This is a genomic window from Erwinia artemisiae (genome assembly GCF_051400835.1).
In the GTDB taxonomy this organism is placed as follows: Bacteria; Pseudomonadota; Gammaproteobacteria; order Enterobacterales; family Enterobacteriaceae; genus Erwinia; species Erwinia aeris.
The window spans coordinates 70,429-97,168 of the sequence record NZ_JBLFFM010000009.1 but is presented as its reverse complement, the minus strand read 5'-3'; the positions used below and the strand labels follow the sequence as shown (position 1 = coordinate 97,168).

The window sequence follows — 26,740 nt, the reverse complement described above, 5'->3', positions numbered from 1 at the left end:
GTTTTCTGCCTGGGGAACAACGGCAAAACAGGTTCATGTTTGTCGGCAGAATGGCGGAATTATTTCCATGCTTAATTCCTCCGGCAAAAAATTATTAAATCGGTTATGAAAGGCTTACCCAGGGATTAACTTCTCGTAAGGATGCCGATGTCAGTGAATATTATATTAAAAAAAGATATTTTATGGCTGTGGCATGCCATCTTCCTGCTGATTCTTTGCTGTTTCGCGCGGTCTGTCGAGGCACGTGGAATAGAATTTAATACCGATCTTTTAGATGTGAAAGACAGAACGAACATCGATCTCAGCCGTTTTTCTCAGGCGGGATATATCATGCCCGGTAACTACACTCTGAAACTTCAGATTAATGATAATGAGCTCCCCGAGCAGTCAGTGGACTGGTTTACGACAGAAGATAATGAAAAAGAAAGTAAGCCCTGTCTGACTGCCGCTCTGGTCAATTTTATTGGCCTGAAGCCTGAGCTACGCCCGCAGTTAACGTGGTGGCATGAGGGCCAGTGTCTGAATACCGACAGTTTGCCGGGTATGAGCCAGCGCGCTGATTTAGGCACCAATACGCTCTATTTAACTATCCCACAAATTTATCTGGAATACCGCGCGCCCAACTGGGATCCGCCGGCGCAGTGGGATGAGGGGATACCCGGCTTGTTGTTCGATTATTACGCCAGTGCCCAGACCCGGCATGAGCACGAGAAGAAGACGGACAACACGTTTACGGGCAACGGGACGGCCGGGGCCAACGTTGGTCCCTGGCGCCTGCGTGCCGACTGGCAGGGGCGCTATGACAATCAGGCCAGTAACAACCTTAACTGGGACTGGACGCGTTTCTATGCCTGGCGCGCTTTACCGCACAGGCACGCCAGGCTGGGCGTGGGCGAACATGCGCTCTTTTCAGATATCTTCGACAGTTTTACCTATTCCGGGCTGAGCCTGCGGTCTGATGACAATATGCTGCCGCCTAATCTGCGTGGTTATTCCCCGGAAATCAGCGGGATAGCGAAAACCAGCGCCAGAGTGGTGATCAGCCAGAAAGGGCGGGTCATCAAGGAAACCCGGGTCGCCGCCGGGCCGTTTCGTATTCAGGATCTCAACGAAACGATCAGCGGCGAGCTGGATGTGCGGGTAGAAGAGCAGGATGGCTCAGTACAAACTTTCAGCATCAATACGGCCAGCGTGCCCTATCTGACGCGGCCGGGCATGGTGCGCTACAAGCTGGCGGCAGGCAGGCCTTCCAACACTCAGCACCATATGGAAGGCGAGGGGTTTGTAAACGGCGAGTTCTCATGGGGCGTCAGTAACGGCTGGTCCCTGTACGGCGGGACGATAGCCAGTGAGGAATACCAGGCGCTGGCGCTGGGCACAGGGCGCGATCTGATGGCTTTCGGCGCGCTCTCTCTGGATTTTACTCAGGCGTTTTCCCGGCGTTTGCCCGATCCGCTGCCGGATACGCAGAAAGGGGCCTCGTGGCGCGTCAGCTACTCAAAAAGGTTCGACGAAACCGACAGTGAAATGACCTTTGCAGGCTACCGCTATTCAGAGCAGGGCTATATGAGTATGCAGGATTACCTTAACGCGCATAAATACGGCAGGGCCTACGGCAACGGTAAAGAGATGTATACCGCCATCTTCAGCCAGCAGCTGCGCGACTGGCGGGCAAGCTTTTATCTGAATTACTCTCATCAGACCTGGTGGGATAAACCGGACAATGACCGTTTTACCCTGACGGCGACGAAATATTTTGACGCCGGGCGCTTGCGTAACGTCAGTCTGTCAGCCACCGCCTGGCGTAATAAATATGACGGCAGCAATGATGACGGTATTTACCTGTCGCTGTCTCTACCGTGGGGCAACAGCGGCACGCTGAATTACAACGGATCTTTTAATCAGGGTAATAACAGTCATCAGGCCAGCTACTTCAATACGATGGATGAGCGTAACAACTACCAAATCAGCGGCGGGGTTGCCGGTCAGGAGACGCTGGCAAGCGGCTATTACACCTATCAGGGAGACAGAGCGCGGATAAACGTTAATGCCAGCTATCAGGGCAACAGCTATTCAGCTTTAAGCCTTTCGGCGCAGGGCGGCGTAACGGCTACCGCACAGGGTGCGGCGCTGCATCGTACCAGCAGGCCGGGCGGCACCAGAATGCTGATCGACACCGCGGTAAAGGATATTCCGGTAAAAAGCTACGGCGCGGATACCTTGAGTAACCACTTTGGCAAAGCCGTTATCGCGGATATTAGCAGCTATTACCGTAACCGCATCAGTATCGATATCAATGCGTTGCCGGACAATGCTGAAGCGAGCGCTTCGGTTATCCAGCGCACCTTAACCGAAGGCGCGATTGGCTACGGTGGCTTTAAAGTGGTGACCGGGAGCAAAACCATGGCGGTACTGCGCCTGGAAAACGGCGAAGCCCCGCCGTTTGGCGCTACGGTAAAAAACAGCCAGCGTCAGGAAGTGGGCATTGTGAATGACGACGGCAGCATCTATCTGAGCGGTATCCAGCCAGGCATAACGATGCGGGTAAGCTGGAGCGGCAAAGAGCAGTGCGAATTTAAACTGCCGGAGAGCTTGTCCGGTGATATTTCTCAGCGTCTTTTATTGCCGTGCCGCCTGTTATAAACCGCGCAGGGCTGCCGCTGATAGTTGACATGGTGTAAGGGGAAAAAATGAGATCATCTAAAGCAGGTTTATCACGCATCGCCGTTTTACTCTCCGTCCTGGTGGCTGCACAAAGCTATGGCGCTGTTTCGCTCGATCGTACACGCGTGATTTTTGAGGGCGGCCAAAAGTCTGTCAGCCTGGTCGTCAGTAACGATAATAAACAATTACCCTATCTGGCGCAGGGCTGGATAGAAGATAGCCAGGGTAAAAAAATCCAGCAGCCGCTGACTGCTCTGCCGCCGGTACAGCGCATTGAGCCGGGCAGCAAAAGCCAGGTAAAAATAGAGACGTTGCCTTCCGTGGGCGCGCTGCCGCAGGATCGTGAAACCTTGTTCTACTTTAATCTGCGTGAGATCCCGCCGCGATCCGAACGCCCCAATACGCTCCAGCTTGCCTTGCAGACAAAGGTAAAATTATTTTATCGCCCGCAGGCGCTGGTGCCCAAAAGAAACGCGGTGCCCTTTCAGGAGCAGCTGACGCTGACTCGCGCCGGCGATCGCTATCAGGTAAACAATCCCACGCCCTATTTCGTGACGCTGATCGATGGCCGCAACGCCGCCAGGAATAGCGCCATCAATGATTTCAAGCCGCTGATGATCGCGCCGAAAAGTAAAGGCGTGCTTGAGGTCAGCGCTGAAGCGCTGGGGAGCCGCCCGCTGCTCACCTATATCAACGATTACGGCGCCCGTCCGCAGTTGCAGTTTACCTGTAGCGGGGATCATTGTAAGGCCACGGCGGTCAGGCCCGCTGGCTAAGCGCATAAAGTTTTGCCGCTTCGCCAGAGCAGCCGCGCAACGCTTCTTTGCTTAACCGCGTTTTGCTCGGGCTGCGGCAGGTTTATGTTGGATAAGTCGTGATAAACGGCGGCAGGAATAAACAGATGGACAGGACAACCACCTTTGCAAAAGCGGTGCTCTGCACGCTAACAGGATTAACGCTATTTTCAGGCCGGGTGACGGCAGCGCCGGAGGTATTTACCTTCACCATGACGGCCAACGTGGTGCAGTCCGCCTCCTGTCAGCTTAATGAAGGCAAAAACGTTGAGGTTTCCTTTAGCGATCAGGTAGATATTGCAAAAATCAACGGCACTAATTACCAGAGCGAGATTGCTTATAACTTTAGCTGCAAGCAGCAGGGTAAAAATGCGGTAACGCTGCAAATCGACGGCACGGGCGCAGATTTTGGCCAGGGGATGCTGTATGTCCAGCCCGGCCTGGCCATTAAAATAATGAACGACGGTAAACTCCAGCCGGTAAACACCTCGTTTGCTATTGATGGCACGGATCCCCCCGTTCTGATGGCCGTACTGGTGAAAAATGCGGCGGCCTCGTTAACGCCCGGATACTTTGAGGCGACGGCGACAATTAAGGCGGTCTACGAATGAAAAGGGGATTATTACGCTGCCTGTGGTCAGGCCTGGGGATGATGCTGTGCGTTGCGCTCGGCTATGCCGCGCCTGTAGAGGTAGCGGTGAAGGCCAAATTCAGCGGTACGCTGGTTGAAAATCTCAGCCCCTGTACGATACGGCCCGGCGATGAATACATTACGCTCCCGCTGGCGGCCGTCACGCTGAACATGTTGCAGAACTCGCAGGAAAGCCCGCGTTACCCGTTTGCCGTTCATCTGGAAAACTGCGAGTTTGATGCAACAACGCCAGGCCGAATTGAAGTTTTCCTGCGCGGGAATGGGGACAGTAACGGGATGCTGCAACCGGATGCAGGCAGTACCGCTACCGGCATCGTTATCGGCATCGAAAATGTGCGGGGCGCGCCGCTGGCGGTCAATGCCGCCTCGCCGGGCCTGACGCTGTCTTTGAATGCTGCTGATATCGTTATCCCGATGCAGGCCTATCTACGGGCGGACGGCGCGACGCCGCCGACGGCGGGAGAATTCACCGCCAGCCTGAATTACATCATCGAATACCCCTGAACCGACGCAGCCCGCCGCCGCCGTACGGGGTGCTGGCTGGCTCATAACAAGGAGATAAAATGAAAAGGATTATGTTCGCGCTGAGCCTGATCTGTTTTTCAACGTCGGCGCTGGCGTGGTACTACAATTCCGTGCCGGGCGTCACGACCGGCCTGACGGTCAGAAACAATATGATTACGGTGGAGGCCGGCACCGATGTCTGGCTCTGCTCCAGCAGAGGCAACGATCGTGACCTTGTGTTCCATATCTATGGCCTTACCGTCCGCGATCCTGAAGTGGCCGCCACGTTTATCGGAATGAGCGATGCGCCCGGCGGCGCGCCAACCGTACAACAATGCCAGAACGCCACCGACGAACCAGCAAGTCGGATAAAAGTCGCGCAATACCGCTTAACGCAAACGGTAAGCTTACCGGTACAGGAAGGCGATTACAGCGCCTGCTGGTCAGGATGGGATGGCCTGGGCAAAGACGCACGCTGCAGCGGCGGCATACCGATCACGCCGATCGATGACTGCCATGCAGAGCTGGTGAGTTACCCCAACGATCTGGGGACGGTTATCGTCGGCGAGCCCATTAACCGTAACCACAAGGTAGGGGACCTCACGTTAATATGCAAAACGGTGCCGTCGACTACAGTGGAGATTACGCAGCAGGCATCGGCGGGGAACGTGCTCGAGCAGCAGATCCTGGATGAAAGCGGTAAAAAACTTGAGGGACTAAAGGTTTTTACCAGCGGCGTAACCGAGGCGCTGTATATGCAAACAACCGGAACGCCGAAAGTGGCACAGCGTATAGAGGATAGCGTGGTGGTGGTGCTGAACTACTACTGAGGGCGCGCGTTGCTGCGCTGCAAGGCGGCCAGCCGCCTTGCAGATCGCTACTTAGTGACTTTTCCCGCTTTCAATGCCCACGCCGGTTTGCGAACGCACAAACTGCGCCTGGAAACGCTGCCGCTCCTGCTGGCCTTCCTGCGAGTGGTCGGTCACGGAAAACAGCCAGGTGCCGATAAAGGCGACCAGCATAGAAAACAGCGCCGGATACTCGTAGGGGAAGACCGGCTTCGCGTGGCCCAGCACCTGCACCCATACCGTTGGCCCCAGGATCATCAACACGACCGCCGTCAGTAGCCCCAGCCAGCCGCCTGCCATCGCACCTCTTGTGGTCAGTTTCGACCAGTACATCGACAGCAGAATAATCGGGAAGTTACAGCTTGCCGCAATCGAGAAGGCCAGCCCGACCATAAAGGCGATGTTCTGTTTCTCAAACAAAATACCCAGCGCGATAGCGACCACCCCCAGCACCAGCACGGTGATTTTCGAGACGCGCAGCTCCTGCTTCTCGGTGGCCTGGCCCTTTTTCACCACGCTGGCGTAAAGGTCGTGCGATACCGCCGACGCGCCCGCCAGCGTCAGCCCGGCGACCACCGCCAGAATCGTGGCGAAGGCCACTGCGGAAATAAAGCCCAGGAACAGGCTGCCGCCAACGGCATCGGCCAGATGCACCGCCGCCATATTGTTTCCGCCAATCAACAAGCCGGTGGCATCCTTAAATGCCGGATTAGCGCCGACCAGCAGAATAGCGCCGAAGCCGATAATAAAGGTCAGGAAGTAGAAGTAGCCCATAAAACCGGTGGCGTAAAACACGCTTTTACGCGCCTCGCGGGCGTCGCTGACGGTAAAGAAGCGCATCAGGATATGCGGCAGGCCGGCCGTACCAAACATCAGCCCCAGCCCGAGCGACAGCGCGGAAATCGGGTCGTGCACCAGCCCGCCGGGACGCATGATCGCCACGCCTTTTGGATGCACCGCCATCGCCTGGGTAAAGAGATTATTAAAGCTGAAGCCCACGGTTTTCATCACCATGATTGCCATAAAGCTGGCGCCGAACAGCAGCAGCACCGCCTTGATAATCTGCACCCAGGTGGTCGCCAGCATGCCGCCGAACAGGACGTACAGCACCATCAGGATCCCCACCAGCACCACGGCGACGTGATAGTCCAGGCCAAACAGCAGCTGGATAAGCTTACCCGCGCCGACCATCTGCGCAATCAGATAGAGCGCCACCACCACCAGTGAGCCGCAGGCGGAAAGCGTGCGAATAGGCAGCTGTTTCAGACGATAGGAGGCAACGTCGGCAAAGGTATAGCGTCCCAGGTTGCGCAGCCGTTCGGCGATCAGAAACAGGATAATCGGCCAGCCGACCAGAAAACCCAGCGAATAGATCAGGCCGTCGTAGCCGGAGGTATAAACCAGCGCGGAGATCCCCAGGAATGAGGCGGCGGACATAAAGTCGCCCGCCATCGCCAGGCCGTTCTGAAAACCGGTGATATTGCCGCCTGCGGTATAATAATCGCTGCGCGAACGGGTGCGTTTGGAGGCCCACCAGGTGATACCCAGCGTGGCGGCCACGAAGATCAGGAACATCACGATCGCTTCAACGTTGGTGGGCTGTTTTTCAACCGCGCCGCTAATCGCATCGGCGGCGCGGGAGGAAACAGGCAGCAGCAGGGCGAAATAAAGGAAAAGTTTCATCCTTTCACCTCATCCAGCAGCGCTTTGGTTAAGCGGTCGAATTCGCCATTGGCTCGCCAGACATAAATACCGGTTAAAAGAAAAGAAATAACGATCAGCCCAATGCCAATCGGAATACCACGGGTAACATTGGTATTAGCGTCAAGCGGCGTACCCAGCCAGCCTGGCGCAAAGGCGATTAATAAAATAAAGCCGACGTAGAGAATAAGCATTATTACCGAGAGCAGCGTGGCGAAGGCCTGGCGTTTTCTGACCAGCTCTTTAAAGCGCGCGCTTTTTTCAATCCGCTGATATCTATCGTTCATCACAGAGTCTCCAGAGATAATTGCAAGAGCTGTTATGAGATCCGGCTTGACTGAGCGACCGCGCCGGTAATGCCTCATCATCGGGAAGCTGATAAATAAAGGGCAGCGTGATAATCATTACGCTGCCCGATAAAGCTATACTGCCTTTTGCTTATTTTCAGGGCATGGCAATACCCTGTTTCTCCTCCAGCAGTTTTTCCACCACGCCCGGATCGGCCAGCGTCGAGGTATCGCCTAAATTGGTGGTATCGCCAGCGGCAATTTTGCGCAAAATACGGCGCATAATTTTCCCGGAGCGGGTTTTCGGCAGGGAGTCCGTCCAGTGCAGCACGTCCGGCGTGGCGATAGGGCCGATCTCTTTACGCACCCAGCTGCGCACCTCGCTGTAAAGCTCGGGCGTCGGCTCTTCGCCGCTGTTCAGCGTGATATAGGCGTAGATGGCCTGGCCTTTAATGGCGTGAGGAATGCCGACCACGGCCGCCTCGGCGATTTTAGGATGGGACACCAGCGCGGATTCTATCTCCGCCGTGCCCAGCCGATGGCCGGAAACGTTCAGGACGTCATCCACGCGGCCGGTGATCCAGTAATAGCCGTCCTCGTCGCGCCGCGCGCCGTCGCCGCTGAAGTACATGTTTTTAAAGGTAGAGAAGTAGGTCTGTTCAAAGCGCTCGTGATCGCCGAACAGCGTGCGTGCCAGGCCTGGCCAGGCGTCAACGATCACCAGGTTGCCCTCGCAGGCACCTTCCAGCGCGTTGCCTTCGTTATCGACCAGCGCGGGCTGCACGCCGAAAAAGGGTTTGGTGGCCGAACCGGCCTTCAGCTCCGTCGCGCCAGGCAGCGGCGCGATCATAAAGCCGCCCGTTTCCGTCTGCCACCAGGTATCGACAATCGGGCAGCGGCTATTGCCAATTTTCTGGTAATACCACTCCCAGGCTTCCGGGTTAATCGGTTCGCCGACGGAACCCAGAATACGCAGCGTGGAGCGATCGGTGCCGCTAATGGCCTTGTCGCCCTCCGCCATCAGCGCGCGAATTGCCGTAGGCGCGGTATACAGCAGCGTGACTTTATGTTTATCCACCACTTCCGCCATCCGGCTCGGCTTCGGCCAGTTAGGCACGCCTTCAAACATCAGCGTGGTCGCGCCCAGCGCCAGCGGGCCGTAAAGCAGATAGCTGTGGCCGGTGATCCAGCCGACGTCGGCGGTGCACCAGTAGATATCGTCGGCATGATAATCAAAAACGTATTTGAAGGTGGTCGCCGCGTAAACCAGATAGCCGCCGGTAGTATGCAGCACGCCCTTCGGCTTGCCGGTGGAGCCGGAGGTGTAAAGAATAAACAGCGGATCTTCCGCGCCCATCTCTTCCGGCTGGTGGTGCGCGCTGGCCTTGTTCACCAGCTCGTGCCACCACAGATCGCGGCTGTGCCAGTCGATATCCGCGCCGGTGCGGCGGAAAACCACCACGTTGCTTACCGTGGTGACGCTGGGATTAGCCAGCGCCTCGTCGACGTTTTTCTTCAGCGGGATAGCGCGCCCGGCGCGAATGCCCTCATCGGCGGTCACCACCAGCTTCGCGGCGGAGTCGACGATGCGTCCGGCAACGGCTTCCGGCGAGAAACCGCCAAAAATCACCGAGTGCACCGCGCCGATACGCGCGCAGGCCAGCATGGCGACGGCGGCTTCCGGCACCATTGGCATATAGATCGCCACCACGTCGCCTTTACCTATGCCCAGCTCTTTCAGCGAGTTGGCGAAGCGGCAGACTTCGCGATGCAGCTCGCGAAAGGTCAGCGTCTTGCTTTCGCTGGCGTCGTCGCCTTCCCAGATAATCGCCGGATGGTCGCCCCGGCTGTGCAGGTGGCGATCCAGACAGTTGGCCGCCAGATTGAGCGTGCCGTCTTCAAACCAGCGGATATTAATATTGCCCGGCGCAAATGAGGTGTTCTTCACGCGGGTGTACGGTTTTATCCAGTCGAGGATTTTACCCTGTTCGCCCCAGAACGCCTCGGGATCCTGTACGGACTGCTGGTACATCGACTGATACTGCTGGGCAGTGATCAGCGTATTTTCCGCGATATTCGCGGGAACGGGATGTCGGTGTTGTTGGCTCATGGCTACTCTCCTTGAAGATGTTAATAATATGTCAATCAAAGGTTGGATGGAGCGAGCCGCCGGGCTTTGTTTGCTTTTTGCGCCATGGATCACGCCATAACGTCAGGTGATGAAAATGGTCAAAAAGTTGCCGTAATACGGTGGAACTTTCTGCAACCGTCGCCCACTCATTCGCCGCATAACGCAAACGGGCTGTACAAAAGGCGCACAACTAAACCTGGCTGTTCGCCTGGCGTCTGGCGAGCAACTGCATAGCTATGCGCAAGTATGGAGATATATTGCTAATTATAACAAAGAGTTAGTCGTACACGTCGATTCCAGAGCTTTATCCTGTTCGGCGATGATAGTTTAGCCGTATATCACTTAGGGTTGCATTTATACCCGTGAAAATGGTACTGATTACGCGCCTGCAAATCAGGTATCAACCATCCATTATCCGCGCATTCGCCGACATCGGCCTGCTTCCCTTGAGAGTGATCGCTCCGCATTAAAGACGCGGAGAGCGGGTTTTGTTAAGGAAAAAACTATTATGAAAGCTGCAAAATTCAGCCTTGCCTGGCAAATATTGACGGCGTTGGTACTGGGGATCGTCGTTGGCGCGATACTGCATAATCAACCGGGGGATCGTGAATGGTTAATCGCTAACATTCTTAGTCCTGCCGGGGATATCTTTATCCATCTGATCAAGATGATTGTGGTTCCCATCGTGATTTCCACGCTGATCGTCGGTATCGCCGGCGTGGGCGATGCGAAAAAACTGGGGCGGATCGGCGTCAAAACCATCCTCTATTTTGAAGTGATAACCACCATTGCCATTGTGGTAGGGATTACCCTGGCGAATGTGTTTCAACCTGGCTACGGCATTGATATGTCGACGCTGGCAACGGTGGACATCTCTAAGTATGAAGCCACGACGGCGCAGGTTCAGGGCGGCCCGCACAGCCTGGTGACCACTATCCTGTCGCTGATCCCGCAGAATATTTTCGCGGCGATCGCGAAAGGCGAGATGCTGCCGATCATCTTCTTCTCGGTGCTGTTTGGTCTGGGGCTGTCATCGCTGCCTGCGGAACATCGCGAGCCGTTGGTGAAGGTGTTTCGTTCCACCTCGGAAACCATGTTTAAAGTCACCAATATGATTATGCGTTACGCGCCGATTGGCGTGTTTGCCCTGATCTCGGTGACTATCGCCAACTTTGGTTTCGCCTCGCTGTGGCCGCTGGCTAAGCTGGTGATCCTGGTGTACGTTGCCATTCTGTTCTTTGCCTTTGTGGTGCTGGGAACGGTCGCGCGCATCTGTAAGCTGCGCATTACCACGCTGATGCGCATCCTGAAGGATGAGCTGATCCTCTCTTACTCCACCTCCAGCTCCGAAACGGTGCTGCCGAAGATCATGGAGAAAATGGAGGCTTACGGCGCGCCCAAGTCCATCACCAGCTTTGTGGTGCCGACCGGCTATTCGTTTAACCTGGACGGCTCCACGCTCTATCAGAGCATCGCGGCGATCTTTATCGCGCAGCTGTACGGCATTGACCTCTCTATTGGTCAGGAGATCGTGCTGGTGCTGACGCTGATGGTGACCTCAAAGGGGATCGCGGGCGTGCCTGGCGTTTCCTTTGTGGTGCTGCTGGCTACGCTGGGCAGCGTAGGCATTCCGCTGGAAGGCCTGGCGTTTATCGCCGGCGTTGACCGTATCATGGACATGGCACGTACCGCGCTGAACGTGGTCGGCAACGCGCTGGCGGTGCTGGTGATCGCCAAGTGGGAAAACCAGTTCGATGCCGAACAGGCAGTGGCCTACGAGGCGCGTCTGGCATCCGCTTCCTGATCGCTCCGGCGCGGAAGAACAGCAAAAATGAAAATGGCCTTCGGGCCATTTTTTTTGTTTTTTGCAAGGCGCAAACGCAGCGGTTATGCGGTTGCGTAATCATAAATGAGATTATTTAAGTCGCCGCTGAATAACGTTTCATACTGATTTTTAATAGTAAATATTTATGGCGTTGACCGTTAAATTTTATCTTCTCATTTTTTCTCTTATCGCGAGCTGCATCTATTTGGCAAGACTATAATTATATTTTACGTTAAGCCTGAAAAGGCGGCGATTCCTTTTAGTAATCAGGCGTGTAGAGTTTAATAAAGGGCCGGTAATTAATATGATTATTTACGGCACTATTCTTATTTTTTTGGGGATGTCGTTTGCCGCCATAACTTTATATGGATCTTTCTTTTCAGTAGTGATGTGATTGTTATTAACAATTTTTAATTATTCGTCACGCCGCCTGCCGTCTGCAATCGCATTTTTACGGCGAGATGTTTTTTACTTTTTTCTTCAGCTCTGGAGGAAATATCCTTGTTTAAATTACATCCCCTTTTGTTAAGCCTTATTGCGGCACAGGGCGCGATAGCGCCTGCTTTTTACAGCCAGGCGGCGACGCTGAAACCCTTTTCACCCTATGTTAATGATAATAAAGTCGGCGCTTTTTGCGTCTGCAACGGCTCCACGCAAACGCTTAGCGGCAACCAGCAGTTTTCGCCGGGGCTGAGCGGCGAGCAAAGCTTTACGCTGAGAGAGCTACAGGGCCGTGTGAATAACCCTGACCTGTCGCTGGCAGAAAGGCCGGGCCTGGATCCCGGTACAGGCGGTTACACCATTTATGTCCCGGACTGGGAGAACGGCGGCTATCGTCCCTTTGACGTTTTTAATTCCGCCAGCATGGTCGAAATACCGCCGCTCGGGCTGGATACGCCGCTGCCAAACTATGTTGACGTCAAAGGCGGGCAATATATTAACGCCCGCGTGGCGCAGGTCAGTAAAGGCACCATTAACGTGGCAATCGGCCAGTCCGGTGCGGCAACGACGTCAGAAACCAACGGCTGGCGCATGGCGGCCAAACAGAGTCGGCTTTTTGCCGCCACCGGCAGCGGCAACATGAACTGGAATGGCGATAACCGTCTGACCTTTACCGCTGCGCTTCCACCTTCTGGCGGGCCTTACCTCACCCTTCCCGTAGACAGCGTGGCTGATTACAAAGGCGAGTTCAGCGTCGCCACCAGAAATAACGTCATCACGCGATTCAACGTGACCAACTTTGATGATTTTAAAAACTATAACAACTGGCTTATCGGGCAGCTGGAAACGGGCCAGCTCAATCCCGACAGCTACCGTGACGAGCTGGATAAAGCCGTAACTCTCACCAGCGGGCAAATCGTTTACGGCATAGTGGCGCAGGATGCGGATGACGAAGCGGCGCAGCCGATTGGCGAACTGGTGGTGCTCAGCGCAGACGGCGCGCAGGCCAGGGTTACGGTTAATAAAACGCTGGAGGTGGCGAACGCCAGCAGCGCGGTGCTGGCTGCAAACGGCGGCACGGCGATTATCAACGGTAAGGTCGCCAGTACCGGTAACGGCATCACCGATGGCAACGCGCTGGAGCTGCTTAGCGGCAGTACCGGCGTTAATAACGGCGTTATTAATGCCGGCTTCTTCAATAATGCCGATGGCAGCGGCGTGGACAGCAGCACGGTCGGCCAAAGCCGCAATGCGGTACGGCTACAGGACGGCAGCCGTTTCACCAATAACGGCGTCATCAACATCGCAGGCAGCGGCACTGGCCTGGGGATTTTTAGCGGCAGCGCGATCAATAACGGCAACATTAATACAGGCGCGGCGGACGGCGCCAGCGGCGTGTTCGTTAACGGCCCGCAGGCGAGCTTCACCAATGCTGTGGACGGCACGCTCTGGCTGGGGCGATCGCCGCAAAATGCTCTGACAGATGAAGCCTTCGATACCCGGCTGTCCGGCGCCGTCGGCATTAATATGATTGGTGATGGCAGCGCCGTAAATGACGGGCATATCGTACTGGGTGCACAAACTCAGAACAGCACCGCCATGAAGGTGGTGAATGGCCCGAACGCCCGCCTGCAAAATAACGGCGTGATTGACGTTAACGGTCAGGCGGATTTTCGCCCGGAGGAGAATATCGCGCTGCTGGCGATCGACTCCGGCAGCGGCGGGCTGGTCGGCAACGCCGGGACGATCAATCTGAATGGCGATAACGGCACCGGGATCAAAGCGATCGCCAGCAGCGGCAGCTTTGCCAGCGTTTACTCGGACGGGATCGTCAACGTTAACGGCAGCACCGGGCCGTCAGGCGACACCCACAATACGGCGGTGTGGTTAAGAAGCGAGGCGGGCGGCAACGCTTATGCCTACCTCACTGGCCCAATCACTCTGGGGGGAGAAGGCGCCGTCGGCATCCGCGCTGACGGCGCAGGTACATCGGTTTACGATAGCGGCAGCGTTTCTGGCGGTGGCGCTAACGCAACCGCTTTTCAGATAACCAACGGCGCGAGGATAACGCTGGGAGACGCTTCGTTGGTTAAACTAACCGGCGACAACAGCACCGGCGTACGGATACAAAACGGCGGCTCTTTTTTGATGCAGGGCGGTCTGGTCGCTGCTACCGGTATCGCGTTTGATGTGAGCGAAGGCACCGCGCAATTTTTTCCCGAAAGCGCCCAGCTGGAGTCAGGTGGTACGGCAGCGGTACGCGTGAGTCATAACGGTAATTTTGCGCTGTATGGCGACGGCATCTTCCGTAACAGCATTACGGGCAACGGCAGCGCCGACGCCGTTCTGCTGGAAGAAGGCGCCGCCGGGCTGTCGATTGACGGCGCTACGCTGACGGTAAACGGCAGCGGCAGCGCCATCAATAACCTGGCGGAAACCCCCAACATTTCCCTGGCCAACACCTATATCTATGCCAGGGGCAGCGGCAGCGGCATTCGTTCCGCCACCACTTTCGATTCACTGCTTTCCGTTGGTATCGAACCTTCCGACGGCGCAACGGGCTACACCTTTGCTAATGCCGATGGCTCGACCACGCAGGCCGACATGCTGGTGCCACGCGGCATGGTGATCCTTGTCGGCAGCGGCGGAACAGGGATCCGCGCCAATACCACGGGGAAAGTCATCTCAGAGGGAAACATCTATATCACCACTGAAAGCGGCGGTTCGGCAATTGTCAGCCAGACCGCCAGCGAAGTGGTAAACCGGGGCGACATCTTCTCGTGGGGTACGGTGGCGCCCGTTATCGATCTGCGCGGCGGCAGCACGGTATTTGTTAACGAAGGCACGATTGGCGCGCAATATGCCGATACGGTTATCGTGGCGGGCGGCGCGACGGACGATCGGATCGCCCTGATCGGTGGAGCGGTGCAGGGCGATGTGAACACGGGGAACGGCACCGATACGCTGACGCTGACCGGCGGCACCCTCAACGGCAGCCTGACGATGGGCAGCGGCATCGATAACCAGGCCTTTGTGCAGAACGTCAGCCTGGCTAACGTTAGTCATATCACCACGGCGGGCGGCGAAGGCAGCACGCTCAGCCTGAGCGAGATCGCGGCCCGTGGCGGCTCCTTCGCCAGCGACGACGCAGGCCGGGGCGTCAACCTGGGCGCGGGCTGGAGCACCATCAATTTCTACCATACCGACTGGACGTTGACCGACAATCTGCAGCTGGCGCACAGCACCCTGAATATCGATCGCGAGTCCACGCTCTATGCCGGAAACCTCGTGGATCCCGTGTTGAGAGGCGGCACCAGCGATTCGCTGGTGGTGAATAACGCCGGTACGCTGGATCTGACCAACGGCTCCGGATCGCCGGGCAACACGCTGACCATCAACGGCACGCTGAACTCGCTGAACGGCACGCTGAAGCTCGCCAGCGCGCTTAACGGCGGCGGCGCGCCCGCCAACCAGCGCAGCGACATCCTGCGCGTAAACGGCGATGTTAACGGCACCACGTTGATTAACGTCACGCCAGCGGCAGGCAGCACCGGCGCGCTGAACGATGCTAATCAAAATGGCGTTATTGAGGCGAACGAAGGCATCTCGCTGGCACAGGTGGCAGGCAGTGCCAGCGCCAACAGCTTTGCGCTCCAGGGCGGCTATCTGGCAGCCGGGCCGTGGCGCTACGATCTCTACAGCTTTGCGCCGGGCAGCAGCGATGCCGCCCAGCGGCAGGTCGACGGCAGCGGCAGCCAGTTTCGCGACTATCGTCTGGCTAACGGCCTCGTCAGGAATAACGGCGTTTCCCGTGCGGCGGTAGTGCCGCAGGTGCCTGCTTATCTCTCCGCTCCGACCGGGCTGGCGTACTATTCCGCAGCCACGCTTAACGATCTGCATAACCGGCTGGGCGAGCTGCGTCAGGGCCAGGGCGAGGCCGGCGGGGAAATGTTCCTGCGCTATACCGGCGCCAACATGCGCTACAGCACCAGCCAGAGCTTCCAGAATTTCGGCTACGACCTGGATATGGATTACAGCGCGCTGCAGGTAGGCGGCAACGTCGTGCAGCTGGATGGGGACAACGGCAGCCTGCGCGGCGGCGTCGCCTGGACACGCGGCAACAGCCGCATCCGTCCGGACGCGGCCGACGGCTACAGCAGCACCACGTTCGACAGCGATACGCTGGCGCTTTATGCCACCTGGCTACAGGAAAGCGGCTTCTACCTGGACGGCACGCTCTCCTACAGCTGGCATCGTGGCGAAACGGATATTGCACGCAGGCAGAACGTGGCAAAGATCAAAGGCAAAGGCTGGAGCGCCTCGCTGGAGAGCGGCTATCCGTTTGCGCTGGGCGGCGGGCTGCGGCTGGAGCCTTCAGCCCAGCTGACTTACCTGCATCTGGGGCTGGATAACTTCAGCGACAGGGATAACCTGACGGTCAGCTACGACGATTCGCACCAGACCATTGGGCGCGTCGGCGCGAAGCTGGATCGACGCTGGAGCGATAACAGCGGCCGCCAGTACACGCCTTATCTGCGCACCAACTATTACAAAGGCTGGGACAGTCAGGCTAAAACCACAATAGGCGCTAAAGGCGTGGACGGCCTTGAGCAGAGCTTCCGCAGCGGTAAGTTCGGTCAGATGTGGGAAGCCGGCGTCGGCGCCACCACCGTCTTTAAAAATAACGTGTCGCTCTATGCGGAAGCGGACTATCGGAAAGAAATCGACGGCAACGGCGGCAAAGGCTGGGGCTATAACGCGGGCGTAAGGTGGCGTTTTTGATCTTTCAGCGGGCGTGATCCGTTCACCATACTAAAACATCTCTGCATAATAATGACTTGTCGTCGACAGGGTTTTGCGGGCGTCTGGAACCGGTTCTTTTCTCGCCAGATGGCTGTCCGTAAGGCTTTGCGGTTTTTTAACCTTTGCATGGAATTTAGCTTTAGCAACTAAAGTTCAGGCGGAACGGGCCGAAAATATAACGAATGATAATTTATCCACTCAAAGCCCAATCCTGGTCACCGCTTCAAGGATTTACGCCATGCGCAGCAATCAACCCGTAACACAGCAGGAATTTGCGTTTGATGAGAACGCCACGCTGATGTCAACCACCGACGCCAGCAGCCATATCACCTACGCGAACGACGTATTCATCAAAGTCAGCGGCTTTACGCCGGAAGAGATCAACGGGCAGCCTCACAATATAGTGCGCCATCCTGATATGCCGCCGGAAGCGTTTGCCGATATGTGGGCGACGCTGCAACAGGGCGAACCCTGGTCCGCGCTGGTGAAAAACCGTCGTAAAAACGGCGATCACTACTGGGTACGCGCCAATGCCGTGCCGATCGTGCGCAACGGTCAGATACAGGGCCATATGTCCGTTCGCACCCGTCCCGCCGCGCAGGAGATCGCGCAGGCTGAAAAATTGTATAAAGAATTTCGCGAAGGCAAGCGTAAGGGCTGGCGCTTCCATAAAGGGCTGCTGATGCGTACCGGGGCGCTGCGCTGGGCCTCGCTGCTGAAAACCATGCCGCTGCGCTGGCGTATTCGCTCTGCGCTGCTGGCGCTGTGGCCGCTCTCCGTGGCGGGCGTTTGGGCGCTGGGGCTGCCGGGCCAGCCGCTGGCGATATTCAGCGCCATCATGGCCGTGCTGCTGCTGCTGGCCACGAGCTGGCTTGAGCAGCAGGTTTCCCGTCCCGTCGAGCGGCTGTGCAAACAGGCGCTGAGCGTGGCGACCGGCGCCTGCCAGCAGGTCGACCAGATGGATCGCGTGGATGAAATCGGCACCACGCTGCGGGCGGTCGGGCAGCTGGGGTTGATGTTCCGCTGGCTGTTGGAAGACGTCAGCGGCCAGGCGGTCAACGTGATGAGCGCCAGCGATGCTATCGCGCACGGCAACAACGAGCTGAGCCGTCGTACGGAGCAGGCGGCGGCCAACGTCCAGCAAACGGCTGCCACCATGAATGAACTGACCGCCACGGTAAAAAGCAATACCGACACGGCGCAGCAGGTCAATACGCTTTCCGCCAGCACTCGCGATGCCGCGACCAAAGGCGGCGTGGTGATGAAGGATATGGTCGGCATGATGGCGGAAATTGCCGACAGTTCGAAGAAGATAGCCAACATCACCAGCGTCATTGATGGGATCGCGTTCCAGACCAATATCCTGGCGCTAAACGCTGCGGTGGAAGCCGCACGCGCGGGCGAGCAGGGCAAAGGCTTTGCCGTGGTGGCCGGAGAAGTGCGCAGCCTGGCACAGCGCAGCGCCAAGGCCGCCAGCGAAATAAAAAGCCTGGTGGAGAACAGCGCGCTGAAGGTGGAGTCCGGCAGCGTCCACGTTAACGACGCGGGCAAAACGATGGAGGATATCGTTTCTCAGGTGCAGAACGTGACCTCGCTGATTGCGCAGATCAGTTCCGCCACCGCCGAGCAGGCTACGGCACTGAGCGAAGTCAGCCTGGCGGTAGAAGACCTGGACAATATCACCCATCAGAACGCCGAGCGGGTGGAAGAAGGCGCGCAGGCGGCTGGCCGAATGACGCATCAGGCCACCCGTCTGGTGGAAGCGATCAGCGTGTTCCGCTAACGGTGATGCAGGCTTCGGTCGCGCCGTGTTTTGGCGAGCAGCGGACGGAGCCTGCCTTTTGAGCGGTATACTTTTAAACGGTACAACACAATTCCCGCCCGCTTTCCTTATTCTCCTGCCCAGGTGCCTGGCCGAAAACGCGGTGGCAACGCCTGTTTTACGCTCTCTCCACGGATATAACGCTTTAAGGCGGGCTGCCCCTCCGGGCTTTTTACAGCCAAAACAGCGATAAAAAAGAGCAGGCCTTGCGACCTGCTCCGCATAACGCCCTGGTGGTGGCGTGGTGAAGCTTATCCTGCTACAGAGGGGGGATCGTCTGCGTTAAGGGGGGAAAGCGTTAGTCGGATAAAAGAAGCTTTCCCGAACGCCGCAGAACGATAACCAAAACTGTATAATAATTGACTGATATACTGCAATCTCAAAACCAGCGCAGAGAAACAATTAGGAATAATGCCGGGGTTTGCAATAATAAATTCTTTAGTAATCATGGTACTGTTTTCGGTTATTCGGAGTTTTCCTGTGGCGGGTACGCAGAGGCCCGACCAGAAGGGCAACGACTCTCCCACGGCAAAAAGTGATAAAAAATATAAAATATTCTGTTGTTTTTCCGTTAGCTTTTACCAACGTTTGTTGCTGAAAAAAGGGAAATCACGTCCATTTTAAGTTACTGCTTTTCTCCTTGCCCTGCCTGTTTCCTGCGCGGCCGCCGCAGGAATTCAACTACAGTTAGTGACTCAGTCCGCTCTTTTCAGCCAGGAGAAAACAGATTTATGAGTCAGTTTTTCATGCATCAAAAAAGCGATTTGGTCAGTGAAGCCATTGAAGGCGCGCTGATCGGCAACCCGTGGCACAGCCTTAGCCTGCTTGACGCCGGCCCCGATATTCGGGTGGTGGTGCGTAACGACTGGGATAAAAAGGACGTAGCGCTGATTTCCGGCGGCGGCTCCGGGCATGAACCGGCCCACGTGGGCTTTGTCGGAAAAGGAATGCTGACCGCGGCCGTCTGTGGCGATATCTTCGCCTCGCCGAGCGTGGAGGCGGTACTCAGCGCTATCATCAACGTCACGGGTGAAAAAGGCTGCCTGCTGATCGTTAAAAACTACACGGGCGATCGGCTGAACTTCGGCCTGGCGGCGGAAAAAGCCAAAAAGCTGGGCTTTAAGGTCGAGCTGGTGATGGTGACCGATGATATCGCGCTGCCGGATAATCCGCAGCCGCGCGGGATTGCCGGTACGGCGCTGATCCATAAAGTCGCCGGTTACGCCGCCGCCAGCGGAAAATCGCTGGAGGAGGTGATGGCAGCGGCCAACGAAGCCATTGCCGCCACCGCCAGCCTTGGTCTGGCCTTCAGCAGCTGCCATGTGCCCGGCGAAAAGCGGGACGAGCGGGTTAAAGAAGGCCAAAGCGAGTTAGGCATGGGCATTCATGGCGAACCGGGCGCCTCTACGCTGAAAACGCAGGACAGCCGCGAGATCGTTGCACTGATGGCGGCGAAGCTGGCGGAGCACAATCCGGACAATAAAAAAACGGCGCTGTTAATCAATAACCTGGGCGGATTCTCTTCGCTGGAAATGGCGGTGCTGACGCGTGAGGTGCTGCGTTCGCCGCTGGGAAAACAGGTCGATCTGCTGATTGGCCCGGCGACGCTGGTTAGCGCGCTGGATATGAAAGGCTTTTCGCTGTCGACGCTGCTGCTGACCGACGCGCTGGCGGAAGCGTTGCAGGCGCCGGTTGAGGCCAGCGGCTGGCAGCCCGCGAGCAAGCCTGCGCCGCTTAATACGCGCCAGGGCGAAAAAGTTGCGCGGCAGCAGCATTTTGCGCCTTCGGAAAATGCATCAACGGCCGCCATAGTTGCTACCGTTTGCCGCACGCTGGCAGAGCTGGAGACCGAGCTTAACCAGCTGGATGCCAAAGTGGGCGATGGCGACACCGGCTCGACCTTTGCCGCCGGGGCGAAAAAAATCCTCGCCGAGCTGGAAGCGAACAGGCTGCCGCTGAACGAGCCAGAAAACCTGCTAACGCTGATTGGCGAAGAGCTGGCGGTGGTGATGGGCGGATCCAGCGGCGTGCTGATGTCGATTATGTTTACCGCCGCCGGACAGAAGCTGGAAGAAGGCGAGGCGCTGCCGCAGGCGCTGAGCTACGGGCTGGAACGGATGCAGCACTACGGCGGCGCGCGGCCGGGCGATCGCACCATGATTGACGCGCTGGATCCGGCCTTTGCCGCGCTGACGGCGGGTAAAAGTAGAGAAGAGGCGGCGCAGGCGGCAAAAGCGGGCGCGGAAAAAACGGCGCAGATGAGCAAAGCGCAGGCGGGTCGCTCCTCTTACCTTAACCAGGAAAGCCTGCACGGCGTGAAGGATCCGGGCGCTTACGCGGTAGAGCAGGTCTTCGCCAGGCTGGCCGCGCAACAATAAGCGGCCCTTCCGGGGCGCGGTTCCTTCCGCGCCCTGTTAAAGCTCTCCCTCCGCTTCCCTGTCCAGTACCTGTTCAAACAGCCGCAGACGTTTATAAATAGACAACAGTTCAACCAGCGTGCTCCACGAATAAACCAGATACTGAAAGGCGCCGCGCACCTGTTCAAATACGTTATTGATCTGCTGGAGCAGCCCGAAGGTAATGGCGGCGGTGACAATAGAAGGAAACAGCACCACCAGGCCGAAAACGGCGTCCAGCTGCAAATAGAGCGAGCGGGCGATATTAAAATAGAGATAGTGAAAGTAGAGCCGGAAATAGTTTTTACGGATCAGCCCGAACAAATTTTGCACCGTGGGCGGACTGGCGCGTGCGGGATCGTCTTCGCCATAGACCAGTTCTTTACGGTAGCCCGCCTCCACCCGCTGATTACGAAACGACAGGCCCGGTAGCCTGATGCCGACGGCGGCCAGCAGCCCGGTGCCCAGCAGCGACCAGAGCACCACGGCAATCACCAGCGCGTAGGGCAGGTCACCCAGCAGCGGCACGTTTTTCACATGCACCGATAGCCCAATCAACACCGGCAAAAAAGCGATAAGCGTCATAACAGCGTTAATCAGGCTGACGCCCATATCCTCCAGCGTCGAGGCGAAGCGCATGGTGTCTTCCTGCACGCGCTGCGCCGCGCCTTCAATGCCGCGCAGCCGCGACCAGTGCGCCATATAATAGTTGTTCATCGCCGTGCGCCAGCGGAAAACATAGTGGCTGATAAAGAACATATTCAGCACATCCACCAGCACGGCGATCAGCGCAATGCTGAGAAAGCCGATCAGCTGCTGATAAAGCGTGGCGATCGGTACCGAATTGGGATGGGTCAGCGCGCGCTGGATCAGATCGTAAAACGGCTCATACCAGGCGTTGATAGCAACGTTCATCTGCACCGAAAACCAGGTCACAAAAATAATCAGCGCCGAACCGTTTACCGACCAATTTTGCCAGGGATGCGGACTGAACACGCGCCAGAACCCGGCGAACAGGGCGAAAGCCGCAAAATAATAAAGATAAAAAGCGAGGGCGGAAGGCGCGATAAAGCGCAAGGCGTTATTTGGCAGCGGGCCGGCATGGGCGAATGAGGTAAGAAACTGCCTGCCGCCGGCAAACCAGACGAGAATGGCGATCGCGCACCAGACGGCGGCGCTGCTGAAGAACAGCGCGGGGCGGGGGAAAAAGGATTTAAACATAGCGACTCCAGAACGGTAAGGCCACCATCTAACGCGATTACTCGTTAATGGTCTTAACGGTTTTGTATCCGCTGATGTCTGACCGCCACCTTTGCAACAGGCGGGTGTTTCCGTTACGCCAGTCATTAACGTGAATAGCGGTCGCGAAGCGTTAATAAATTACAGGCCATTATTTTAATATTCTGCAAACATCTTATCCCGGGATTGTAGCGATCGCGGGTTGCAGCCACGCGTTCAACCCTGCATAGTCCCCCCCGCCCTGGCCCGGCAAAATAAATGCTGAATGTTATTTAAACGAGGCCGATAACGATAAGGCACTTTCAGGCAGCGGAGCCTGATACAGCAAGGTTTTACAGGGAATAGCGGCGCGGGATTGCTTCAGAAAAGGCGGGCCTGCAGCGGAGGGCCGCTTATCTGCAGGCCAGGCCTTCTTCGGGGCAGCGTCCCTCAGGCGGAAAGAAAATGAACGAAAATAATGATGTGATGTACCGACTGCTGGTGCAAAGCGTGGTCGGCTACGCCATTTATATGCTGAAACCTGACGGCACCGTAGCCAACTGGAACGCGGGCGCGGAGCGGGCGAAAGGCTATCTGCCGGATGAAATTATCGGCAGAAATTTTGACTGTTTTTACAGTGCGGAAGACAGAGAAAAAGGTCTGCCGCAGCGCGGCCTGGCCATCGCCCGCGAAAAAGGACGTTTTGAAACCGAAGGCTGGCGCTACCGCAAAGACGGCAGCGCTTTCTGGGCGCATGTGGTGATTGACGCCGTGCACGACGACGACGGCGGGCTAATCGGCTTCGCCAAAATTACCCGCGACTGCACCGAACAGCAGGCTCAGCTTGCCGAACAGCGCGCCCAGGAGCAGAAATTCCGTCTGCTGGTCGAAGGCGTGGTCGATTACGCCATCTACATGCTCGATCCCGACGGCTATGTGGTGAACTGGAACGAAGGCGCAAGGCGTTCCAAAGGCTATACGGCGGAAGAAATCGTCGGCAAACACTTCTCCTGCTTTTACAGCACGCAAGACCGGCTGGCTAAGCTCCCGGAAACCAACCTGAAAACCGCCTACCGTACCGGCCGATTCGAAGAGCAGGGCTGGCGCTATCGTAAAGACGGCACCTCTTTCTGGGCGCACGTGGTCATTGACGCCGTGCACGACGACGACGGCAGGCTAATCGGCTACGCCAAAATCACCCGCGACTGCACTGAACAACAGCGCGTGCTGCAAGAACAGCGCGAAAGAGAACAAGTGTTCCGTCTGCTGGTGGAGGGCGTCACCGACTACGCCATCTATATGCTCGATCCCCAGGGCCATGTGGTGAACTGGAATGCCGGCGCGCATCGCGCCAAAGGCTATACGGCGGAGGAAATCGTCGGCGAACACTTCTCCTGCTTTTACAGCGCGCAGGATCGCTTTGCCTGCCTGCCCGACAAAAACCTGGCGATTGCGCAAAGCGTTGGGCGTTTTGAAGATCAGGGCTGGCGCTATCGCAAAGACGGCAGCGCCTTCTGGGCGCACGTGGTGATCGAAGCGATTCATACTAAAGAAGGCCGCCTGCTTGGCTTTGCCAAAATTACCCGCGACTGCACTGAACTGCGCGAGTACGAACAGCAGATCCTGCGGGCAAAAGATCTGGCAGAGCAGAACAGCAATAAGATGGCCGCGCTGTCGAAGTTTCTCGACACCATTATCGGCAATATTCCCTGCTGTGTGATAGTGGAAGACGTGGTATCGCGCGAGGTGCTGCTGCTGAACAGCAAAGCGGAGCAGCTGCTGGGTGTAAAAATGAAGGAGCTTGCCGGCAAAAGGCTGGACGATTACATGCCCTCAGAGCTGAGCGGCTATTTTTCCCAGCTGGCGACCGCCGCACAGCGCAATGAAGGCGTGCATAAAAACGAGCAGCTGTTACGTACCCGTGGCGGCGAACGGATCATCAACGCTTCGGCCTCGATTATTAACGGCAACGACGCCCATACTAACTACGTGCTGCTGATTGCTGACGACGTTACCGATCAGCGCGCGGCTGATGCGCGCATTCATCATATGGCGCATCACGATAACCTGACCAGCCTGCCGAACCGCGTGCTGTTCAGCCAGCGGCTGAACGAGGCGCTGCGCTGCGATTTCGATAATGGTAAACAGACGGCGGCGCTCTGTCTGGATCTGGATAACTTCAAGAACGTCAACGACGCGCTGGGCCATCAGGTCGGCGACGATCTGCTGCGCGCCGTCGCCAGCCGTTTGCGCGGCGTGCTGCGTGAACAGGATACGCTGGCGCGCAACGGCGGCGATGAATTCTCTATCGTACTGCCGGGCCTGACGCATTTACAGGAAGCCGAAGCGGTGGCGCAAAGACTGATTGAGGCCATCCGTCCGACCTTCAACGTCGACGGACATAGCCTGACGGTAGGGCTGAGCATCGGCATTTCTATTGTTGCAGGCGGTCTGACTACCCCCGCCGAGCTGCTGCGCTGTGCCGATATGGCGCTGTACGAAGCCAAACGCAACGGCCGCAACCGCTTTGAGCATTTCTCCAGCGAAATGGGCGAAGCCGCCAGCAAGCGCCGCATGATTGAAACCGATCTGCGCGAGGCAATGACCCATCGCCACCTCAAGCTGTATTACCAGCCGATTACCGATAGTCTGGGCCAGGAGATCATCAGCTACGAAGCGCTGATGCGCTGGCACCATCCGAAACAGGGGCTGATTATGCCGCTGGACTTTATTCCCGTGGCGGAAGAAACCGGGCTGATCCACTCGCTGGGCGCCTTCGCGCTGTACGAAGCCTGCCGCGAGGCAGCGAAGTGGCCGGCGCATCAGAGCGTGGCGGTCAACCTTTCGCCGCTCCAGTTTAAAAACAGTTCGCTGGTGTCGGTAGTGGAAGCGGCGCTGAAGGATTCCGGGCTGGCCCCGCACCGGCTGGAAGTGGAGATCACGGAGTCGGTGCTGCTGGACAACACCCTGGTCAATATCCGCATTCTGCAAAAGCTGAAAAAGCTGGGCGTGCGCATCGCGCTGGATGACTTCGGCACTGGCTACTCGTCGCTCAGCTATCTGCGTTCTTTCCCGTTCGATAAGATCAAAATCGACAAGTCGTTTATCAACGATATGAAAGAGAGCCGCGAGGCGCTGGCCATTATCCGGGCCATTACGGGCATGAGCCGCAGCCTGGATATTCAAATCACGGCGGAAGGGGTGGAGAGCAGCGAGCAGTTCGAGCAGCTGAAAATCGAAGGCTGTACGCTGTTCCAAGGGTATTATTTTGGCCGCCCGCAGCCGTCGGAGACGCGGCTGAAGCTGTTTGGCCTGGACGAAAAGCGCGACGGCCAGGTTCACCCTTAGCGGCCCGATCCTGAACAGCGTTATGGCTACGATCGCCGCGTAGCTTATCCACCAGGGCGTCGTGCTGCGCGCTGGCCTTGCGCGCGCCTTTGGCTAAATCATTCGCGCGCAATGTGACAAGCTGGCCTTCTGCGGCTCATCCATCATAAGGCGCTGGCCTTCTGCGGCCGCGCGTTCTTCAGTAGCTCATCCCTTACAACGTCAGGCTGCGTGCTGGTTCTGCTGCGGCGCGCTTTTCTGCGGCTTAACCACCACAACGCCAGGCTGCGTGCTGGTTCTGCTGCGGCCGCGCGTTCTTCAATAGCTCATCCCTTATAACGCTCTGCTGCGCGCTGGCCCTCTCTGGTGACGTGCCTCTCTCTTTCCGCCTGCCTGGTTGTTAATGAAATTGTGCCATTTTGTTTATTTACGCTAATTTTTTGCGCCGATTCCTGTTAAAATCCACAAATTGTTACCGGTAACATTGATTCAGATCACGCTAGCGCCCGATTTTTATAAAAAAACAGGCTAGCGGGTCTCCCATCACGAATGCTTACAGCCGAACAACCAGGCCATTTTAAAAGGCAATGTCATGTCAAAAGAAACGATCGGAAGCTCCCGCAGGGACTTTCTGCTGAGAACCATTACGCTTGCGCCCGCCGTGGCGATTGGCAGTACGGGCCTGGGCGCGTTAACCGCGCCAGCCGCAGCCGTAGCCGCGCCCGAGCCCGCAGGGCCGCAGCAGGCCCGCGATTACCAGCCCACCTGGTTTACCCCGGAAGAGTACGCTTTTATTAAGGCGGCCGTGGCGCGCCTGATCCCTGCCGACGAACGCGGCCCCGGCGCGCTGGAAGCGGGCGTGCCGGAATATATCGATCGTCAGATGAACACGCCTTACGCGACCGGTTCCAACTGGTATATGCAGGGGCCTTTCCATCCCGATGCCGACAAAGAGCTGGGCTATCAGTACCCGCTGATCCCGCGCGATATTTACCGCCTGGGCCTGGCGGACGCGGATGCTTTCGCCAAAGCGCAGCACGGCAAAGCGTTCGCCGACCTGACCCACGACCAGCAGGACGCATTGCTACAGGCCTTTGAAGCCGGCAAAGCCGAATTCAAACAGGTTCCGGCTAAGGTTTTCTTCTCTTTCCTGTTACAGAACACGCGCGAAGGCTTCTTCAGCGATCCTGTTCATGGCGGCAATCAGAATATGGTCGGCTGGAAGCTGATCGGCTTTCCGGGCGCGCGCGCTGATTTTATGGACTGGGTTGAACGGGGCGAGCGCTATCCGTTCCCGCCGGTGTCGATTCGTGGGGAAAGAGCATAA

General features: G+C 57.1%; 15 protein-coding genes. 11 read left to right on the top strand and 4 right to left on the bottom strand.

The features are described from left to right. The first annotated feature begins 141 nt into the window (after positions 1-141). The 5 genes from ACMGEE_RS17840 (at position 142) to ACMGEE_RS17820 (ending at position 5,444) form a co-directional block, all read left to right on the top strand. A complete protein-coding gene (locus ACMGEE_RS17840) occupies positions 142-2,643 on the top strand; it encodes an outer membrane usher protein (protein WP_436830419.1) in 2,502 nt (833 codons plus the stop codon). Positions 2,644-2,690: 47 nt separating this feature from the next. Beyond that, positions 2,691-3,440 (top strand): fimbria/pilus periplasmic chaperone, encoded by a 750-nt coding sequence (locus ACMGEE_RS17835; RefSeq protein WP_369895083.1) that lies wholly within the window; start codon positions 2,691-2,693, stop codon positions 3,438-3,440. 125 nt (positions 3,441-3,565) lie between these two features. Continuing rightward, positions 3,566-4,069 (top strand): fimbrial protein, encoded by a 504-nt coding sequence (locus ACMGEE_RS17830; RefSeq protein WP_436830418.1) that lies wholly within the window; start codon positions 3,566-3,568, stop codon positions 4,067-4,069. Continuing rightward, on the top strand, positions 4,066-4,614 hold the full coding sequence (locus tag ACMGEE_RS17825) for a fimbrial protein (protein ID WP_301252126.1): 549 nt from the start codon (positions 4,066-4,068) through the stop codon (positions 4,612-4,614). Before ACMGEE_RS17830 ends, ACMGEE_RS17825 begins: the two co-directional genes overlap by 4 nt. 59 nt (positions 4,615-4,673) lie before the next feature. Next, positions 4,674-5,444 (top strand): hypothetical protein, encoded by a 771-nt coding sequence (locus ACMGEE_RS17820; protein ID WP_436830441.1) that lies wholly within the window; start codon positions 4,674-4,676, stop codon positions 5,442-5,444. A 51-nt stretch (positions 5,445-5,495) separates the two neighbouring features. Here ACMGEE_RS17820 and actP read toward each other — a convergent pair whose 3' ends face one another. From actP to acs, 3 genes are all read right to left on the bottom strand, one after another. Further along, positions 5,496-7,145, bottom strand: coding sequence for a cation/acetate symporter ActP (actP, locus tag ACMGEE_RS17815; RefSeq protein WP_125290227.1), 1,650 nt, complete (start codon positions 7,143-7,145; stop codon positions 5,496-5,498). After that, positions 7,142-7,450, bottom strand: coding sequence for a DUF485 domain-containing protein (locus ACMGEE_RS17810; protein WP_125290228.1), 309 nt, complete (start codon positions 7,448-7,450; stop codon positions 7,142-7,144). The genes actP and ACMGEE_RS17810 overlap by 4 nt, the downstream gene beginning before the upstream one ends. A gap of 157 nt (positions 7,451-7,607) precedes the next feature. Continuing rightward, positions 7,608-9,560, bottom strand: a complete 1,953-nt coding sequence (acs, locus tag ACMGEE_RS17805; RefSeq protein ID WP_301730338.1) for an acetate--CoA ligase — start codon at positions 9,558-9,560, stop codon at positions 7,608-7,610. Positions 9,561-10,089: 529 nt separating this feature from the next. Here acs and gltP point away from each other — a divergent pair. The 4 genes from gltP (at position 10,090) to ACMGEE_RS17785 (ending at position 20,850) form a co-directional block, all read left to right on the top strand. Further along, positions 10,090-11,385 (top strand): glutamate/aspartate:proton symporter GltP, encoded by a 1,296-nt coding sequence (gene gltP / locus ACMGEE_RS17800; protein WP_436830417.1) that lies wholly within the window; start codon positions 10,090-10,092, stop codon positions 11,383-11,385. A 522-nt stretch (positions 11,386-11,907) separates the two neighbouring features. Continuing rightward, the gene (locus ACMGEE_RS17795; protein ID WP_436830416.1) at positions 11,908-16,629 is read left to right on the top strand and encodes an autotransporter outer membrane beta-barrel domain-containing protein; all 4,722 of its coding nucleotides are present in this window, start codon (positions 11,908-11,910) and stop codon (positions 16,627-16,629) included. Positions 16,630-16,888: 259 nt separating this feature from the next. Next, the gene (locus ACMGEE_RS17790; protein WP_436830415.1) at positions 16,889-18,433 is read left to right on the top strand and encodes a methyl-accepting chemotaxis protein; all 1,545 of its coding nucleotides are present in this window, start codon (positions 16,889-16,891) and stop codon (positions 18,431-18,433) included. 770 nt (positions 18,434-19,203) lie between these two features. Beyond that, a complete protein-coding gene (locus tag ACMGEE_RS17785; protein ID WP_253456050.1) occupies positions 19,204-20,850 on the top strand; it encodes a dihydroxyacetone kinase subunit DhaK in 1,647 nt (548 codons plus the stop codon). A gap of 36 nt (positions 20,851-20,886) precedes the next feature. Here ACMGEE_RS17785 and sbmA read toward each other — a convergent pair whose 3' ends face one another. Next, on the bottom strand, positions 20,887-22,089 hold the full coding sequence (gene sbmA / locus ACMGEE_RS17780) for a peptide antibiotic transporter SbmA (protein WP_253456047.1): 1,203 nt from the start codon (positions 22,087-22,089) through the stop codon (positions 20,887-20,889). Positions 22,090-22,551: 462 nt separating this feature from the next. Between sbmA and ACMGEE_RS17775 the strand changes: the two genes are divergently transcribed. Together ACMGEE_RS17775 and ACMGEE_RS17770 are read left to right on the top strand one after the other, a co-directional pair. Then, on the top strand, positions 22,552-25,434 hold the full coding sequence (locus ACMGEE_RS17775) for an EAL domain-containing protein (protein ID WP_301252137.1): 2,883 nt from the start codon (positions 22,552-22,554) through the stop codon (positions 25,432-25,434). 571 nt (positions 25,435-26,005) lie between these two features. Continuing rightward, positions 26,006-26,740: a gluconate 2-dehydrogenase subunit 3 family protein gene (locus ACMGEE_RS17770; RefSeq protein WP_436830414.1), complete on the top strand. Its 735-nt coding sequence runs from the start codon at positions 26,006-26,008 to the stop codon at positions 26,738-26,740.